The 16,959-nt window shown below is 59.1% G+C and carries 16 protein-coding genes; 8 read left to right on the top strand and 8 right to left on the bottom strand.

Annotated elements, in window-relative coordinates; genetic code table 11:
* The first annotated feature begins 151 nt into the window (after nt 1-151).
* The 4 genes from VJU77_15435 to VJU77_15420 all read left to right on the top strand — a co-directional run bounded on the left by VJU77_15435 (nt 152) and on the right by VJU77_15420 (nt 4,147).
* Nucleotides 152-358 carry a type II toxin-antitoxin system HicB family antitoxin gene (locus tag VJU77_15435; GenBank protein ID HKP04745.1) on the top strand — a complete coding sequence of 69 codons (207 nt, stop codon included), beginning with the start codon at nt 152-154 and terminating at the stop codon, nt 356-358.
* 487 nt (nt 359-845) lie between these two features.
* Complete coding sequence (locus VJU77_15430; GenBank protein HKP04744.1) at nt 846-1,325, top strand: redoxin domain-containing protein; 480 nt, start codon at nt 846-848, stop codon at nt 1,323-1,325.
* Nucleotides 1,325-1,507: a hypothetical protein gene (locus VJU77_15425; GenBank protein HKP04743.1), complete on the top strand. Its 183-nt coding sequence runs from the start codon at nt 1,325-1,327 to the stop codon at nt 1,505-1,507. Before VJU77_15430 ends, VJU77_15425 begins: the two co-directional genes overlap by 1 nt.
* Nucleotides 1,508-1,729: 222 nt before the next feature.
* Nucleotides 1,730-4,147, top strand: a complete 2,418-nt coding sequence (locus VJU77_15420) for an ABC transporter permease (GenBank protein ID HKP04742.1) — start codon at nt 1,730-1,732, stop codon at nt 4,145-4,147.
* Between the two features lie 442 nt (nt 4,148-4,589).
* Here VJU77_15420 and VJU77_15415 read toward each other — a convergent pair whose 3' ends face one another.
* From VJU77_15415 to VJU77_15400, 4 genes are all read right to left on the bottom strand, one after another.
* Nucleotides 4,590-4,847: a hypothetical protein gene (locus VJU77_15415; GenBank protein ID HKP04741.1), complete on the bottom strand. Its 258-nt coding sequence runs from the start codon at nt 4,845-4,847 to the stop codon at nt 4,590-4,592.
* 580 nt (nt 4,848-5,427) lie between these two features.
* On the bottom strand, nt 5,428-6,501 hold the full coding sequence (locus VJU77_15410; protein HKP04740.1) for a class I SAM-dependent RNA methyltransferase: 1,074 nt from the start codon (nt 6,499-6,501) through the stop codon (nt 5,428-5,430).
* Between the two features lie 103 nt (nt 6,502-6,604).
* A complete protein-coding gene (locus VJU77_15405) occupies nt 6,605-7,009 on the bottom strand; it encodes an exosortase system-associated protein, TIGR04073 family (protein ID HKP04739.1) in 405 nt (134 codons plus the stop codon).
* Nucleotides 7,010-7,054: 45 nt separating this feature from the next.
* Nucleotides 7,055-8,008, bottom strand: coding sequence for a TerC family protein (locus tag VJU77_15400; GenBank protein ID HKP04738.1), 954 nt, complete (start codon nt 8,006-8,008; stop codon nt 7,055-7,057).
* A 111-nt stretch (nt 8,009-8,119) separates the two neighbouring features.
* On the opposite strand from VJU77_15400, the gene VJU77_15395 reads away from it, so the two are divergent.
* Nucleotides 8,120-8,791 (top strand): CADD family putative folate metabolism protein, encoded by a 672-nt coding sequence (locus VJU77_15395; protein HKP04737.1) that lies wholly within the window; start codon nt 8,120-8,122, stop codon nt 8,789-8,791.
* A gap of 123 nt (nt 8,792-8,914) precedes the next feature.
* On the opposite strand, the gene VJU77_15390 is transcribed toward VJU77_15395, so the two are convergent.
* Nucleotides 8,915-10,429, bottom strand: coding sequence for a M20/M25/M40 family metallo-hydrolase (locus VJU77_15390; protein ID HKP04736.1), 1,515 nt, complete (start codon nt 10,427-10,429; stop codon nt 8,915-8,917).
* An 84-nt stretch (nt 10,430-10,513) separates the two neighbouring features.
* Here VJU77_15390 and VJU77_15385 point away from each other — a divergent pair, with 84 nt between their 5' ends.
* Entirely contained in the window at nt 10,514-11,065 is a 552-nt protein-coding gene (locus tag VJU77_15385) for a DUF2911 domain-containing protein (protein ID HKP04735.1), read from the top strand.
* Nucleotides 11,066-11,404: 339 nt separating this feature from the next.
* Here VJU77_15385 and VJU77_15380 read toward each other — a convergent pair whose 3' ends face one another.
* Both VJU77_15380 and VJU77_15375 read right to left on the bottom strand, forming a co-directional pair.
* Nucleotides 11,405-11,752, bottom strand: a complete 348-nt coding sequence (locus tag VJU77_15380) for a hypothetical protein (GenBank protein ID HKP04734.1) — start codon at nt 11,750-11,752, stop codon at nt 11,405-11,407.
* Between the two features lie 291 nt (nt 11,753-12,043).
* Nucleotides 12,044-13,162, bottom strand: a complete 1,119-nt coding sequence (locus VJU77_15375) for a DUF1698 domain-containing protein (protein ID HKP04733.1) — start codon at nt 13,160-13,162, stop codon at nt 12,044-12,046.
* Nucleotides 13,163-13,277: 115 nt separating this feature from the next.
* Between VJU77_15375 and VJU77_15370 the strand changes: the two genes are divergently transcribed.
* Both VJU77_15370 and VJU77_15365 read left to right on the top strand, forming a co-directional pair.
* Entirely contained in the window at nt 13,278-14,054 is a 777-nt protein-coding gene (locus VJU77_15370) for an enoyl-ACP reductase (protein HKP04732.1), read from the top strand.
* Complete coding sequence (locus tag VJU77_15365; GenBank protein HKP04731.1) at nt 14,026-15,522, top strand: FAD-linked oxidase C-terminal domain-containing protein; 1,497 nt, start codon at nt 14,026-14,028, stop codon at nt 15,520-15,522. The genes VJU77_15370 and VJU77_15365 overlap by 29 nt, the downstream gene beginning before the upstream one ends.
* A gap of 358 nt (nt 15,523-15,880) precedes the next feature.
* On the opposite strand, the gene VJU77_15360 is transcribed toward VJU77_15365, so the two are convergent.
* The gene (locus VJU77_15360; protein HKP04730.1) at nt 15,881-16,765 is read right to left on the bottom strand and encodes an endonuclease/exonuclease/phosphatase family protein; all 885 of its coding nucleotides are present in this window, start codon (nt 16,763-16,765) and stop codon (nt 15,881-15,883) included.
* Nucleotides 16,766-16,959 lie beyond the last annotated feature (194 nt).

Below are 16,959 nucleotides of genomic sequence, written 5' to 3'. Positions count from 1 at the left end.
GTAGGGCAACCGCACCGGTTGCCACCCTTTGGGCCCGGCAAGCGGAGTGCTCGCCCCACAACGGCTGCCTCGTCTCGCAACCTCGCGAACTTCCTTGAGCCCCGTATGCTGAAAGGCATACAACGTATGCTATTGTGCATACACAGTAGCAATGAAGTTCCCGACGGTGATTTATCAGGACGAAGACAAGGCGTGGATCGTTGAATGCCCGGCAATCCCGGGCTGCGTGAGCCAGGGTAGCACGCGCGAAGAAGCAATGAAGAACATCAAGGACGCAATTACGGCTTGCCTCGAGGTCCGCGCCGAGCGCGGGATGCCGTTGACGTTCGAGACGTCGGATGTCGAAGTCCCAGTTTAGCAGAACTGGCGCAAAAAGTATTTGCCCTCCTGCTGGCCAAGTCCAACGCTGGACTGATGCCGCGGCTTCCAGTCATGAGCGGGCGAGAAGTCGTTCGCGCGTTCGAGAGATTCGGGTGGCGCGTTGCTCGTCCCGGAAACCACATCGTCCTGGTTAAGGAAAGTGCTCGTGCCACGCTCTCAGTACCTGATCACAAGGAAGTCGCGCGGGGCACCCTGCGCAGCCTAATTCGCGCAGCCGGCCTTACCGTCGACGAATTTGTTCAAGATAAATAAGTCGGCCGATGTTCACTCTGATCGAGAATTTGGAATGCCTGATCCGCCGTTTCTCGCAACCGACGAAATTCCCGACCGTGATGGACCGCCATCGGTGCCTTTTCGCGCACGTGACCCTAGGCCGTTCGGTAGAGCCGAAGTTTATGATTCAAACCGCAAGTCCGCAGTATATCGGCGGCTAACCCCGCCTGAGTAACATCAATCTTCCCTATGTGCTTTTGGACTTCGGAGACAATATCGGTATCGGACGTCGCATAGAGGCGCTTCACGAGCTCAACGACGCCGCCCCGAACTTCAGCGCGCAAACCACCCACGGCCCGATCGATTTCCACGAGTGGATCGGAGACAAATGGGCCGTCCTGTTTTCTCATCCGAAAGATTTCACGCCGGTCTGCACGACGGAGCTTGGCTATATGGCCAAGATCGAATCCGAGTTCGCGAAGCGAAACGCCCAGCTGATCGGCCTCTCGATCGACGGCGTGGCCGATCACAGCAAATGGGCCGCCGACACCGAAGAAACGCAGGGCGCGGCCGTGAAGTATCCGATGATTGTCGACACCGATCTCGCCGTGGCCAAAATGTACAACATGCTCCCCGCGGAGGAGCCGGGGACTTCGGAAGGACGCACCGCTGCCACCAACGCCACCGTGCGCTCGGTCTTCATCATCGGGCCGGACAAGAAATTAAGCTGATGCTGACTTATCCGATGACCACCGGCCGCAACTTCGATGAAATCCTGCGCGTCCTCGATTCGATGCAGCTCACCGCCAAACACAAAGTAGCCACCCCCGTGAACTGGAAGAACGGCGACGACGTCATCATTGCCGGCTCCGTCTCCGATGCCGACGCCAAAACCCTCTTCCCCGACGGCTGAAACGTCCCCAAACCCTATCTGAGGATCGTCAAACAGCCGGCGTGATATAAAGGCCGGCGGTCCGAATTGTAGGGCAAGCGCATCGCTTGCCAATCTCGCTCCTAACGGGGCAGCTGCCGTAGACGGAATTCCACACCGTCGGCGTTTATTTATTGAATCCAATGGCCCGTTTTGGTGCATCTTATCTTTGCGGCCCCGTAACCACAAAATCCTTGTACTTATATGATGACTGACCTTCGGTTCGCGCTGCGCCAATTGAAAAAATCGCCGGGGTTCACGCTCCTGGCGGTGCTCACCCTCACCCTCGGGATCGGGCTGAACACGGCGATCTTTTCGCTGATCAACGACCTGTTTCTCAAGGGGTTGCCGTTCCGGGAACCCGGGCGCGTCCTCCAGGTCTTTTCGCATTTTAAGGATCAAACCGTCGATTTTCCGCTGGGCGCGCCGCGCTTCATGCATTACCGCGACGGGCAACAGGTCTTCGATGGGTTCGCGGGCGAAAACGGCCTGGGCACGACGGTGACCGGACTGGGCGATCCGTTCCAGGTGCCGTTGTTCAAGACGACGTCGAATTATTTTGATGTCCTGGGCGTGCGCGCAACCCGCGGCCGGACTTTTCTGCCGGAGGAAGAGGAAGGCGCCGATGTGGCCGTGATCACGGAACGCTTCTGGAAAGCGCGGCTCGGGAGCGATCCAAACGTGATCGGCCGCGCGCTGACGCTCGATGGCGTCGCCCACACGATCGTCGGCGTGATCGCGACGCTGCCAATTTCGTGGAGCGGTCCGAACGCGGACATCTGGACGACAAAGCCATTTATCATCCCTGGGTTCTCGCATGAACGAATGATGCGCGGGACGGCCTTTCTTCGCGCAGTCGGGCGCTTGAAGCCGAATGTCACCGTCGAGCAGGCCCGGGCCGCGATGGTGCTGCTGGGCGACAGCTATCGCACTCAATATCCGGAAAAGATCGACGCCAAATCGGGCACCATCTCGAAGCCGTTGCCCGAAGTAGTGACGGAGAATCTTCGGCCTGGGTTCATCACCCTGCTCGCCGCGGTGACGTTCGTCCTGCTCATTGCGTGTAGTAACGTGGCCAACCTGCTCCTCGTGAGATTTAGCGGCCGGCGCCGCGAGATTTCGCTGCGGATGGCGCTGGGAGCATCGCGTTCGAGCGTGCTCCGGCTATTCGTTTTCGAAAGTGTCCTGATCAGCCTGCTCGCCGGAATTCTTGGGACGGTGCTTGCCTGGCAACTGGTCCCGCTGATTCCGAGACTGGCCGCGAACTTTCTTCCCATTGAGGTGGGCACGGTGACTGCGCTCTCCATGCCGGTCCTGGCTTTCACGATTGGCCTTTCGCTCCTTACCGGACTGGTGATGGGTCTCTATCCGGCGTGGCAAGGTTCGCGCGCGGATTTGGTGGATGCGCTGAAGGAAGGCGGACGCGGAACCGCGGGCAGCATTCGGCAACAGCGTTTCCGTAAATTGCTGGTGGGCGCGCAGGTGGCATTGTCGGTCACACTCCTTGCGGGCGCGTCACTGCTCATCGCGAGTTTCGTCGCTCTCAGTCATCAGAACCCCGGCTTCAAGCACGAGAATCTTTGGGCGGCCCTGACGGTGATGCCCCAGGCGCAGTATCCCGACGTGGCGGCGCGTAACCGTTTCGCCGACCAAATGACCAGCGCGCTTCGCGCTACGGCCGGGGTCCAGGATGCGTCCGTGAGCGGCAGTATTCCGCTCTTCGGCGGCGGCGGCGCGACGCTTTACACACGCCCAGAAGGCAACGTCCCCCCGGTGGCCGAGCGCAAGGGCGCACCCTCGAACGACATTACGCCCGGCTATCTTCGGACCCTCGGCATCCCGCTCATCGCAGGCCGCGATTTCAACGAGCAGGACGTGGCCGATCATCCGAACGTTATCCTGATTAGCGCGACGGGCGCGAAAACGGTTTTCGGCAATGAGAATCCGGTCGGCAAAACGTTGCTCATCACGAGCGGCAGCGTGCCGGTCGAGATCGTGGGCGTCGTCGGCGACGTCCGCTCCGTTCGGCTGGATCAGCAAAACGACATGGAATTCTATCGGCCGTTTGCGCAGGAAAATTTCCCGTTCATGACGATCACCGTCCGCAGTCCGTTACCGCCGGACGTGGTCACGAAAACGGTCCAGGCAGTTTTGAAGACGATCGACCCCGGTCTGGCCCTCGTTCAGCCGCAACCGGTCTCCGAGGTGATGGCGCAAGCCCTCGGCCAGGCGAAGCTAATGATGACGTTGCTGGGCGTGTTCGCCGCCGTCGCGTTGTTGCTGGCGACGGTGGGAATTTACGGCGCCGTGGCCTACACGGTGGAACAGCGCACTGGCGAGATCGGCGTGCGCATGGCGCTCGGCGCGCAAACGCGCGATGTCCTGCGCCTCGTGGTGAAACAGGGAATGATGCCCGTGATTTTCGGATTGGTCGTCGGCCTGGCGGCTGCGATCGGTCTTGGAAAATTGGTCGCGGCGCAGCTCTACCAAATATCGCCCTACAATCCGTTGCTGCTGAGCTCGACGGTGGCGGTGCTCGCCTTCGCGGCGTTGCTGGCGTGTTTGTTCCCAGCGCGCCGCGCCAGCCATCTCAATCCGGTCGAAGCGTTGCGGACAGAGTAGCGCTGTAGCGTCGGTCTCAGACCGTCGTCTTCCGTGCTTCTGTCCGCCTTTTCGCGCTTCCGCAGCGTCGGTCTCTGACCGTCGCCTTCCGCGCAAGTTCGGCGGTCTGAGACCGCCGCTACAGGGGGACGCAAGTGCGCCGCCACTTCGATTTCGGCGGTCTGCGGGAACATGTCCCTCGGCAACCCGTAGCGATCGCGTTCATCGTGACCGGTTTGCTCGCGCTCAAGCTCATCGTCGTGGTGCCGCGGCTTGATTTCAGAAGTGCGAGCCGTAGCGCGTCACCGGCGAAGGGCCGGTGCGCGGCTAGTATTGAACCAGCCGCGCGTTTTCACATCGCAGCGCTGCGGAAGAATATGATGAGGGCAGGTCGCTCGACCGGCTTAACTTAGCCGAAGAGAGATGCCTGAGTCATCGCATACGACACTTTCCGCTAGCGCTGTTACCCCTGGCCGGCTGTGATTAAAGTGCTTAGTGACTTCTTCACAGGCTCTAGATCCAAGAGCCCCTTGAGGAGGTGAGGCCCTTCAAGACGAAGCAGCTCCTCCGGTACATCCACCTCATGGAGCGTCTGCCCGGGCTGAGCAATTACGCCGGATTCCATTTGAACATTGCTTTTTTTATCTTCGGTTGAAAGAGGCGTTGAATGGCCTATTCCAATCAAGTTGCCCGCCGAATCAACGATAATACTTGTTTTCATTTTGCGCTCCTGGTTGCTAAGTTAAGCCTCCTCCGGACAAACTAAAGTTTGTCGTAACACCGCCGATGTTCTTAATGGTCACCCAGTATGTGATCGTGCCGTCGTTCCTCCTTTCTTTGGTCTGGTCATTGACCTGTAAGCTTCCTCCAGGATTTAGGGGATGGGCCATACAGTATTGAGCTCCATGGTCAGCCCCTCCGAATCTGTAAAACCATCTTTGTGTTTGTCCGGGACCAATGGTTCCGAACCCGACATTATTGAATGCCATAAACGTTATCTTTCTATGTTGCTGCGGCGATTCGGCCGCATTTGTTTCTGTGTTACCTGATTTGGCGGACGCCGCTGCGAAATTGCCAGAGCATTGACTCTGGCCGCAGCTTGGACCGCGAATCTTCTCTGCGGACTTGGCTCCTCCATGAAAGTGACTACGGGATGCCTCAGAGGAGGTTCCCAAGCTTCTTCAATTCGCCACCCCGAACAGCAGGCGATGCTTTGCGTTTCGCCTACTGGAATGGCTTGGGCGTTAATGCTCGATTGCGAGACGATGGCAGTCCGCGCGCACGCGCGATAATTCGCCGATTTAACCCAAATGCGACGCGGTCGCCAGTTCGAGATGCACGAGGATCTCGATCTCTGCGGTCTGCGGGAACATGTCGAAGGGCGTGATGGAGCTCACGGAGAAGCATGCCTGCAGTGCGGCGAGATCACGGGCCAACGTCGGGGGATTGCAAGAGACGTAAATCATGGTGCGCGGGGTTGAATCGAGAATGGCCTGGCGAATTTCGGCGGTAAGGCCGGTCGCCGGAGGATCGACGATGAGGGCCGTCAGCGCGGGATCGCTCTTTTCCAAAAGCCAGCGCAATTCCGTCGTTACGTCGCCCGCCACATAAGCTTCGTTCGCGCTCGCCTCCTTTTGCGCCGCCTCGATCGCGAAGCGGTCCCAGTCGATTCCGACTACGCGCTCAAATTTCGGCGCGAACCGTTTCGCAAAAAATCCGGCGCCGCAGAAAGCGTCGATCAGGAATTTCTCGTCGCCGGCAAACAGGCCGGCAATGTGTCCGGCCAGGGCCTCGGCCACGGCGTCATTTGTCTGTTCGAAAACCCGCGGACCGGAATGCGCACGCAAGGTGTAATGGCCATCACGCACCCGGCTCCGGCGCAGTTGGGCGAGGGCCTCATTGACCTCCGGCATCGCGATCGGGCAATGCGTGATATCCATCAGCCGATGAATATCGCGTCGGTAGAATCCGACGACGCCATTCTCAGCGTGGACCGTGATCCGGTTCCGATAGCCATAGGACAGAGGCGACGGGACCATTGATTGCATCGGCGGCTCCGACAATTTCCCGATTCGGCGCATCGCCTGTTCGACCTGTTTCGCCTTGGTTTTCAATTGGTGCGTGTACGTCATGTGCTGATAGGCGCATCCACCGCAGCGGCCGAAGTACGGACATTCTGGCTTCGTCCGCTCCGGCGACGTCTCCAGCAATTCAACCAGCTCACCATCGGCGAATTGCTTCTTCTCGCGGGTGATCTTCGCGGAGACCCGCTCGCCTTCGATGGTGAAAGGAATGAAGAGGGCCTTCCCTTCGGTTCGCGCGACGCCTTTGCCGCCAAAACCGACGTCTTCGATTTTTACTTCAACGGTGCGCACCGGGAACTGTAGCCGTCGCCCTGTGGGCGACGCAATGAGTTGTAACGACGGCGCTGTCGCCGTACATCCGCAGCGACGCGTCCCACAGGGACGCGGCTACAGTTCAATACATCCGGACGTACGGATATTTCGATTCGTTGCCGAGTTCGGGTGGGAACTCTTCGTAGCCGGCCTGGATGTAAGGAATGGAAGGCCGAAGAATCGGGTAGTAACTCCCGCGATTCACCGGAAAGGGAAAGCTGAAGATCTCGAAGAGTCCCGCGTGGAAGCGCAGGTAACTTCGGCCCAAGCCGCGGACGACGCCGTAGCCGGCGGCCGCCGAATTTCCTTCCCGCTCATTGATTTTGCAGATGGTGGCGGGCAGCTCCGCGATCCCGAACACGACGTTCGAAATGCCGCGGCCGAGCTTTCGCGTCGGACCGTAATGATTGGCAGGAGGATCCTGGATATCGGCAAAAGCGATGGTCGCAAACCCGAGGACGAGAGCAGTAGAGAAAAGTTTGTTCATAGGGGGGTAAATCCAGTTAAGCGACTTCGCTCCCGGAAAGCAACTTCAGTTTCGGTCCGTCATCCGGTTTAACCTCCGAGTCGCCAGCATCGAGATCGTGATCGTAAGGGCGAGGATGAGGACGATGATGATTAGCGAAATCCAGTTCGGGATCGGAAGGCGATGGGCCAGGATCATTTTTGTCCCGACGAATCCGAGAATGAGAGCGAGCCCGGTCTTGAGATAAATGAAGCGGTCGATCATGCGCGCGAGGAGAAAGTAGAGCGACCGCAGCCCCAGGATGGCGCAGATATTCGAAGTGTAGACGATGAACTGATCGGTCGTGATCGCGAAGACGGCCGGGATCGAATCGACCGCGAAGACCAGGTCCATCACGTCCACCAGAATCAAAACCAGGAGCAGCGGCGTGAACATGAGGCGCCCGTCAATCCGCGCGGTGAAATGGTTACCGTGAAATTGCGGAGTGATCGGCAGCATTTTGCGACACAAGCGCATGAAGAAATTTTTCTCGAAATCGAGCTTTGCGTCGCGATCGAAGAGCATCCGCACGCCGGTGAGCACGAGGAAGGCGCCGAAGATGTAGAGAACAAAATGGAACCGCTCCACCAGGGTCACGCCCAGCCAGATCATTACTCCCCGCATGACCAGCGCCCCGAGAATTCCCCAGACCAGGACCCGGTGCTGCGACTGGGGCGGGACCCGGAAGTAGGAAAAAATCAGGACGAAAACAAAAATGTTATCAACGCTGAGCGAATACTCGATGATGTAGCCGGTGAGGAAATCGAGCCCCGCCTCGTCCCCTTTGGATTTCCAGACCAGGTAATTGAAACCGAGGGAGAGAACGACCCAGATCAGGCTGCGCAAACTGGCCGCGCGCATGCTCAGTTCGCGGTCGCGCCGTTTGAAACTAATCAAATCGACGGCGAGCGCGATGAAAACGCCCACGTGGAAGGCAATCCAAAACCAGATGCTCGTGGACACAGCCGCAGACCGTTCCATGCGGAGCAGCGGGTAGCAATGGCAAAGCGCCTGCGGAAAATCGAACGGTCCAAAAAAAAGGTTCGCAGTCCGCCAAAGCCGGGATTAAGACAACCCATCCGGAGAACCCAAATGAACAAACATCTCGACACCATCGATGGCCAAATCGCCGCCAAACATCTGCTCACCCACCCTTTTTATCTTGCCTGGACCCGCGGCGAATTGAGCCGGGCCGCGCTGGCCGATTACGCGCGCCAATATTACCACCACGTGGCGGCGTTCCCGACTTATCTCTCCGCGGTCCACGCGAAGTGCGACGATCAACCGACCCGCCGCCAGCTCCTCGATAACCTGATGGACGAAGAAGCCGGCTCGCCGAACCATCCCGAGCTTTGGCTCCAATTCGCCGAATGCCTCGGCGTGTCGAAGGCCGATGCTCAATCGGCGGAGAAATGGGAAGAAACGCAAAACCTGATCGCGACGTTTCGTTCCGCCTGTTCCGAAGGCAAAACCGCCGAAGGCCTCGCGGCCCTCTACGCTTACGAAAGCCAGATCCCGGCCGTCTCTGAGTCGAAGATCAAAGGTTTGATCGAGAACTACAACGTCACCACCCCGCGCGATTACGAATACTTCAGCGTCCACGTCGAGGCCGATCGCGAACATTCCGCCGCCGAGCGCCAGATGCTTTCCGAGTACGTGAACAACGACAACGCCGCCCCCGTTTCGGCCGCCGTGAATCGCGTCCTCGATGCCCTCTGGGAAATGCTCTCCGGCGTCTGCCGCCGGCACGCCATCGCGTGCTAATCTGTTGTAGCGACGCCGCTCTGTCGGCGTAAGGATGCGTGAATTAGCTTCGACGCGAATGTACGGCGACAGAGCGCCGTCGCTACACCCAAACGCTTCGCATAGCGAAGCGGCTCCAGAAGATTACCGCACCGCGTCTCGGAGCTCGGCGAAGAATGCGGCGAAGACTTCCATGCCGTCCCAGAGATTCTGGAGACGCATGTTCTCGTTCGCGGCGTGCTGGTTGTTGTCGTGATTCGCGATGGGGAAAACGATGACCGGCGCCTTGCTCGCCTCTTCGAAAAGATGAATCGGCAAGCTGCCTCCGGACGTCGGCAGCAGAACAGGCTCGTGCTTGGCCGCGAACATGAGGTCGGCCAACTCCCGGAACAACGGCAGATCGAGCGGAGTCCGTGAGGCCGGGTAACCGGAATCCCACCCGACCTTGACCAGCTTTGCTTTGCTCTGCCGCGCCGCGGCGTCGGGTGTGTCGCGCACGATCGTGTAGCCTTGCTCGGTAAGATGGCGTTCGACGAGTCCCTTGATCGACTCGGGCGTTTCATCGGGCACGAGACGAAAATCGATCGAGGCCCGCGCTTCAGTCGGAATTTGATTGGCCGCCTGCCCACCGACGTGGCCAGCTTCGATTCCGCGCAGGTTCAGCGCGGGCTGCATGATCAATTCATTCAGCGTCTTTCCCTCCCCTTCCGTGTTCGCGATCTGGAATTCGCGGCGAAGATCGGCTTCCACATCGGGAATTTTCGCGAGAGCTTCCTTCTCGGCGGCGGTGGGCGGACGCACATTGTCGTAAAACCCCTTGATCGAAATCCGGCCGTTCTCGTCGCGCATCGAATCGATGAGGTGGGTGAGACGCACGACCGGGTTCGGGACCCAGTTTCCGTAATGACCGTCGTGCAGCGCCTTGATCGGCCCATAAACGGTGAGCTCGAGCCCGATCGTGCCGCGGGCTCCGAAGACCAGCTCCATGCGCCGGCTCTGATGCACTGGCCCGTCGCAAAAAACCCAGGCGTCAGGACGCGAAACTTCGGGAAATTTTTTCAGGTATTCGGCGAGATGCGGTGAACCGGCTTCTTCTTCGCCTTCGAAAAAGAAGCGAAGATTGATGACCGGCTTCACGCCCATTCCGCGCAGGGCGTCGAGCGCGGCGAGCATGGCGACGATCGCGCCCTTGTCGTCACCGGAGGAGCGGGCAAAGAGGCGCCATCTCGGGTCGATGAACTGCGCCGTGCGCCAGTCGACCTCGGTCCCGGCATCGTCACGCATCACCGGCTTCCAAGGTTCGCCCTTCCATTGCGATGGATCAACCGGTTGCCCGTCGTAATGGGCGTAAAACGTCACCGTTCGTTTGGCATTTGGCGCGGTGAGTTCGGCGACGACGACCGGCGGAGCGCCCTCGAGCGTCAGCAATTTTGCGGTCAGTCCGCGCTTCTCGCACATCGCGCGAATGGCTTCGGCATTTCTCTGAATATTCGGCGCGTCGCTGGCCAGATTCGGAATGGAAAGGAGTTCGACAAATTCCGTGAGGATTTCGGCTTCATGACTCAGCCGCCAGTTGTGCGTTTCGGCCACGAGTCCGGCGGGAGTGGCCAGGGCCGATGAACTGATAAGGAGCAGAGCCGCAAAAAGAGCCGGTTTCATTCGATCGTAAGAATAGCGTGCCCGGCCCGGGTTGCGCGCGCTTTTTGACTGGCGCGGGCCTCCAGGCCAGCGCACGTTCCAAAGATGAAACCATTCAGCCGCCCTCTTCTGCTTCTTTTTTTTGCGCTCGCCGTCGGTTTGCCTGCAATGGCCGATGAAAAACCGCGGGTCAGTCCCCACGAAACCATCACCGGCCAGATTGATGGGAGCGACGTGACGATTGTTTATGGCCGTCCCTACACCAAGGATCCAAAAAGCGGCGCGCCGCGCAAAATCTGGGGAGAGCTCGTGCCTTTCGGCAAGGTCTGGCGAGCCGGCGCGGACGAGGCGACTCTCCTGACGACGAAGCAGGCGTTCGACATCGGCGGCACAGCGGTCCCGGCGGGCACCTATTCGCTGTTCATACTTCCGGATGAAAAGGGCGCGAAACTGATCATCAACAAGCAGACCGGCCAATGGGGAACGAAATACGATGAGGCACAGGACCTCGTGCGGGTCGACATGAAAAAGGACGCCGCCGATAAAGCGGTGGATCAGTTCACCATTAAGATTGAATCGAATCCGGCGGGCGGCGGATCCCTCAAGTTTTGCTGGGAGAACGCGCAATATTCTGTGACTCTGAAGGGCAAAAAGTAATCGCGCGCGACTAGGCGGATAGTGAATAGGTGGGCGGGAAGGGCCGCCACAGTTTTCGGTAAGGCAAGAATGCCAGCCAAGACAATTGGTGGTGAAAACCTTTGAGCGGCGCGCCCTCTTCTTTGTAAAAAGGGCGCACTCAAGAAACCTTCATGGCATTGAAGCCAGAATAGTGACGGCGTGAAAGCCGAAATCTTACCTTGGCGTTGAAGCCAGAATAGTGACGGCGCGAAAGCCGAAATCTTGCGTGGGCGTTGAAACCAGAATGCTATCGGCGTGAAAGCCGAAATCTTACATGGGCGCTGAAACCAGAATGCTATCGACGTGAAAGCCGAAATCTCAATGGCGGAAAAGCCGCGATGTGAAACCAGCTACATCTTTTGCAAGATGTGGATGGAACGAAATGAAACAGAGAAACAATTGAATACCCAGGATGGAATAAGGTAATTGCGGCAGGCTCAATGAGTGCGCAATAAACATTAATCCGATAAAACTAGCGATGACCAGTTGCGAATAAACGATGAACTTACCTTGCGGAGCGTTTATGCCGCTCCTTTCACTTGAATGCTTCGTTTTCGCGCGAGCACCGGAATGGATCGAAAGATCCTTTCCTGGACTGCTATGAAGTGCGCCCGAAGCACAATCACCTAATACGGGATTAGACTGTGTTTTTTGTGTTGGTTTCATTTTGAGTGACGTGCGTAAGGCACGCCGCTCAAAGGTCTTCACCGCTGCCACGCATTGCGTCGCACCCGCAGGATTCACACGGCGGATATTTCGGTGTTTCGGGCACACCTCCCAAAAGCCCTTTATCAGTTCGGCGTAGCGTCGCCCGAACAAAACCGGAGCGCAATATCTTTTTGGCGCAGCAGTGTCATTCCGAACTATTCGTGGCCAAGTAATATGGAAAATTAAGAGGCACCCTACCTTCGCAAACCTGAAGGCGTTGCTCAGCAACCGAGTCTGATCTGGTTTATGTTAACCGACCGTAAACCGGTGCCGTAACACGCCCGGCCCGAAGTCTTCGAACCAGGTGACGTGTTCGGCGACCATGTCGAACTCGATGATGTAGTCGCCCGGTTTTGCCGGCGCGCGGAAAACGAATTCGAGCTCAGCCGTTTCACCGGGGGCCACGTCCCGCGGAAGAATCGCGCGGCCGCCGTCCCAGTTTATTTCCTCTTCATCCGCGCCGAGCAGATGGGCGCCGAGACGGACGATTCCCTTCGTCTCCGGCGCGCCGACCGCCGGCCAGGGCGCATGTCCGGCATTGGTCGCCCGAAGCTTGAACGTCACCCTTTCACCCGCCGGCACAGTGACCGGGGGTGGAGCGGCGAAGGCAAGTGCGGCGACATAATCGTGGACGTTCGGCGCGCTGCGGGTGGCCCGTTTGCGGCAAACGAGAACGGCGCGGTCGCGAACGACGCTGAACACGCGCACCTCTTCGAATCCCGTATTCAGCAACAGCGCGCGCAATGCGTCGGGGCTCGGCAGGAACCAGTTGTAAACCTGCTCCTTCGCTTCCGGAGGATTCTCAGCATAAACGAGCGGATGCAGCGTCTGCCGGATTTCGCCCAGCGCCTGCACGAAGGAGGGCGGCGTTTGCTCGGGCGGAATGATGGCTGTCTCGATGATGAGCAATTCATTCGTCACGTCATAGAGCCGCTCCAGCGCGAGGACGAGGTGCTTCAGATGATAGACGAGCCCGAGCGCGAGAGTGATGTCGAAGATGCCGACCGTCGCCGGCTGCAAATCGTAAACGGAAAAGCGGCGAAACTCGAGGTCGAGCCCCAGGACTTTCCGGACGAAAAGCGCCTGCCGCACATGCTGCCGCTGTCCATCCACGCCAAGGACGCGGCCGGCCCCGCGGTGTTTCGCTTCGACGCAATAAAATCCGCCGTTGGAACCGACATCCAGCACGCTCTTTCCGGCCAGGTCCGCGGGCAGACACTGCCGGATGACTTCCCAGGACTCGCGCGGGTGATCGACGGGTTCGCCCATCACGCTCTCGGTTTTGGTGAAAATTCCACCGCCGAGATCGATCCGGTGGAACCAGGGCTCGAGCATTTTCAACCCGCTCAGGATTTCGTCGCGCGTCATGTTGGTCACAGAGTTTTGCGCATGGTCACCGCGGATAATAGCGAGGCGGACGAAAACCGGAAGCGCGCATCGCGGCGGCTTTGCGGCGTGCGAAACGTGCGTATCGTGACGCGTTATGGCTGAGCAAGTTCTGGCGGGAAAGGTCGGTGTCGTTTTCGGCGTGGCGAACAAACGGAGCATTGCGTGGGCAATCGCGAAGGCCTGGGCCGCGGCCGGCGCGAAATTGATCTTCAATTACCAGGGCGAACGGCTGAAAGAAAATGTCGAGGAGCTGGTAGGCGAATTCGGGGAAGGGACGCCGCTCTGGCCGTGCGACGTCTCGAAGGACGAAGACATCGCCGAGTTTTTCAAAAAGGTCCGCGGCGAGACGGATCATGTGGACCTCGTGCTTCACTCGGTGGCGTTCGCGCCGAAAGAGGCGCTCGAGGGTGATTTTCTCAGCACGACGCGAGAGGCGTTCCGGACGGCCCACGACATCAGTGCGTATTCCCTGGTGGCGCTGGCGCGGGAAGCGGCGCCGCTCATGACCAACGGCGGGAGCGTGGTGGCGATGACCTATTACGGGGCTGAGAAAGTGGTGCCGCACTACAACGTGATGGGCGTGGCCAAGGCGAGCCTGGAAGCTTCCACCCGTTATCTCGCCTACGATCTTGGCCCGAAGAAAATTCGAGTGAATTGCATTTCGGCCGGGCCGGTCAATACCCTGGCGGCCCGCGGCATCAGCGGTTTCTCGGCGATGCTGAAGCATTACCAGGAGCACGCGCCGCTGAAGCGCAGTTGCGAGCCGGCTGAGCTGGGCGCGATGGGAGTTTTTCTGGCCAGCGACGGCGCGGCCTCGATCACGGGGCAGGTCATCTACGTCGATGGCGGCTACCAGATCATGGGAATGTGATGGGATTTTCCCTCCTCTTACTCGTGCTCGTAATCGAACCCCCAACCCAACCGAGGAGGAGGACGAGGACGAGCACGATTACGAAGAAGCGGGCGTGATGGAGGTTGCTGAGCAATTACGAGAGCTGCTTGGTGCGGATGCAGTCAGCGACGCGCCGGAGATCCTGGAAACGCACGGCGGCGACAAGTGGTTCGCGAGCCACGCGCCGGAAGTAGTCGTCTTTGCTGAATCGACGGAGCAGGTGAGCAAGCTGCTCAAATTTGCCTCGGAGAATAGGATCCCGGTGACGGCGCGGGGGTCTGGCTACGGCTACGTCGGCGGATGCGTGCCGGTGCGGGGCGGGATTGCTCTCTCCCTGGCGCGGATGAACCGGATCAAAGACCTCAGTTTTGCCGATGCGATCGCCGTCGTGGAGCCCGGAGTCATTACCGCGGATCTTCAAGCGAAGGCGCGGGAGCAGAAGCTCTTTTACCCGCCGGATCCGGCGAGCAAAAAGGATTGCAGCATGGGGGGAAACGTGGCGACGAATGCCGGCGGCCCGCGTTGTCTGAAATACGGCGTAACCCGCAATTACGTGGTCGGACTCGAGGTGGTGTTGGCGAGTGGCGAAGTCCTGCGCACGGGTGGACGGGTTCACAAAAACAAAACCGGCTTCGATCTCGTGGGATTGTTCGTCGGTTCGGAAGGAATGCTGGGAGTGGTGACCGAGATCACCGTCAAACTGCTCCCGATGCCGCCGGCGCGCGCGACGTTATCGGCGTCGTTTGGCAGCATGCGGGAAGCGGCCCAAACGGTGCAGCGGATTTTTGCCGCGGGATTCCTCCCCTCCTCTCTCGAGTTGGCCGACCATTTCACGCTCGAAGCCGCCCGGCGCGATGCGAACGCGGGCGAGGTGCCTGACGGTAATGCCCACTTGCTCGTCGAACTCGATGGACAACCGGAGGCGGTCCAGATTGAGATGGAAAAACTGCGGGGGCTCGTGGACGAATCAAATCCGGCTGCGGTGCAAATCGCCACGACGGAGCCGGATTGCGAAAGGCTTTGGGCGTTGCGCCGGGCGTTCAGCAATTCGCTTCGCGCCACCGGACTGACGAAATTGAATCAGGACATCGTCGTGCCCAGGAGCCGCCTGGTGGATCTGGTGGAATTTGCGGAAGCACTTTCGAAGCGCTCCGGATTTCCGATCGCCTGCTTCGGCCATGCCGGCGACGGCAACATGCACGTCAATATCATGGCGGACCGGTACAACCGCGAAGCCGCCGTCCGCGAGAAGGCAGAGCACGCGCTCGACGAATTGTTCGCGCAAGTCCTGGCCTTTGGCGGCGTGATCACGGGCGAACACGGAATCGGGCTCGCGAAAAAACGCTGGTGGCCCCAGGCGACGAGCGACGTTGCGCGCGAAGCGCATCGCGCCCTCAAACAGGCGCTCGATCCGGCCGGCATTCTGAACCCGGGAAAGTTTTTATAGAGCGCCTCGTTGTAGCGCTAACGAATTTTTTTCTCCGCGGCGCGCAGACATCTTGACGGCTTAAAGCCGTCAAGTTTCGAGGGGAGCATCCAAGTTTTCGGGCGCTCGGACCGAGGTGGGCGGACGCAAGCGCTAAACAATCAAGGAGCGGCGGTTTGAAACCGCCGTTTCTGTAGCCGTGTCCGGGGGAAATTCGAATATCGAAGCACAAAATTCGAAACAAATTCGAATCAGCGAAATGCGGGAATGATCGAAATGGCGAGCTGCCGTTTGAAACATTTCGGGGGTTTTGAATTTTGGGAATTGTTTCGAACTTCGGATTTCGAATTTTCGGAATTCGCCGATTGAGCCACCGACGTTACGGCGCAGGATTTAGTGCCACGCTCACGGCGCGATGATCGCTCGATTGCGGCGAAGTGCTGACGAGCCATGCCTTCGCCAGGGTCGCGCCGCGATAGAAAATCTGGTCGAACGACGCGGCGGGATAACGCTCATCGGCAGGCACGGTGATCCGCGACTTGAACGGAATTCCTTCCCAAGCCCATCGGAAATCCTGCGCCAGCAACGCGGGCACTGTTTTTTCCCGGCCGAAGCGAGGATCGTCCGGCGCGGTGTTGAAATCGCCGCCGATCATCCAGGTAAGCGCGCCAAGTTTTTCATAGGCTTGTTTCATCGCCTTGGTGTGAGCGAGGAGCTGCTGCATCGATTCTTCGCGAATGCGCATGTCTTCGTGGATCTCGCCGCGATTGCTTTTCAGGTGAAGGGCATAAACCAGGAGAACCTGGCGCGGCGCGATTTGGTAAGCGGCGAACGCGAAACCGCGGGGAGGCAGGAGCGCGCTTCGCGGTTTCCACGATTCCGCCCAGGCGGCGAGCGGCTGGAGCCGGCTCGTGATGGCGACCTGTTGCGCTTCCACCTGGCCTTCACGAGCCGGGAAGTTGGAGCAGACATCGACCTTGAAGCCGGGCAGCGGCTTCACGGCGAGAGCCGCCTGCTCGAAATTGCGCACTTCCTCGAGGGCGACCAAGTCTGAGTTGAGCGAGGTGAGATCGCGATGAACGGCGCGGACCTGGCGATCTTCTTCCCAGCGCGAAGCATTGGGACGACGGCCCGGGAACCATTGCACGTTCCAAAACGTAGCGGTGATGGACGAGGCGGATTGAGGCGCCGGGTTTGGTTGAGCAAAGAGTGTCGGGACGAAAAACGTCGAGACAAATAGCGGGAGGAGAACTCGGGGGAGCATGGAGAACGGTAGCCGCGGTCGCGGCAAAATCGAATATCGAAGCACGAAATTCGAAACAAATTCGAATCAGCGAAAAGCAGGAATGATCGAAACGGCGCGAGCTGCCGTTTGAAACATTTCGGCGGCCGTGAATTTGGGAATTGTTTCGAGCTTCGGATTGGAAAGCCCGGCCTCGCTCGCTGCGCGAGCTGTGT

This window comes from Chthoniobacterales bacterium, assembly GCA_035274845.1.
Taxonomy (GTDB): domain Bacteria; phylum Verrucomicrobiota; class Verrucomicrobiia; order Chthoniobacterales; family UBA10450; genus AV80.
The sequence above is the reverse complement of the archived record's forward strand: the minus strand, read 5'-3'. Positions and strand labels throughout refer to the sequence as shown.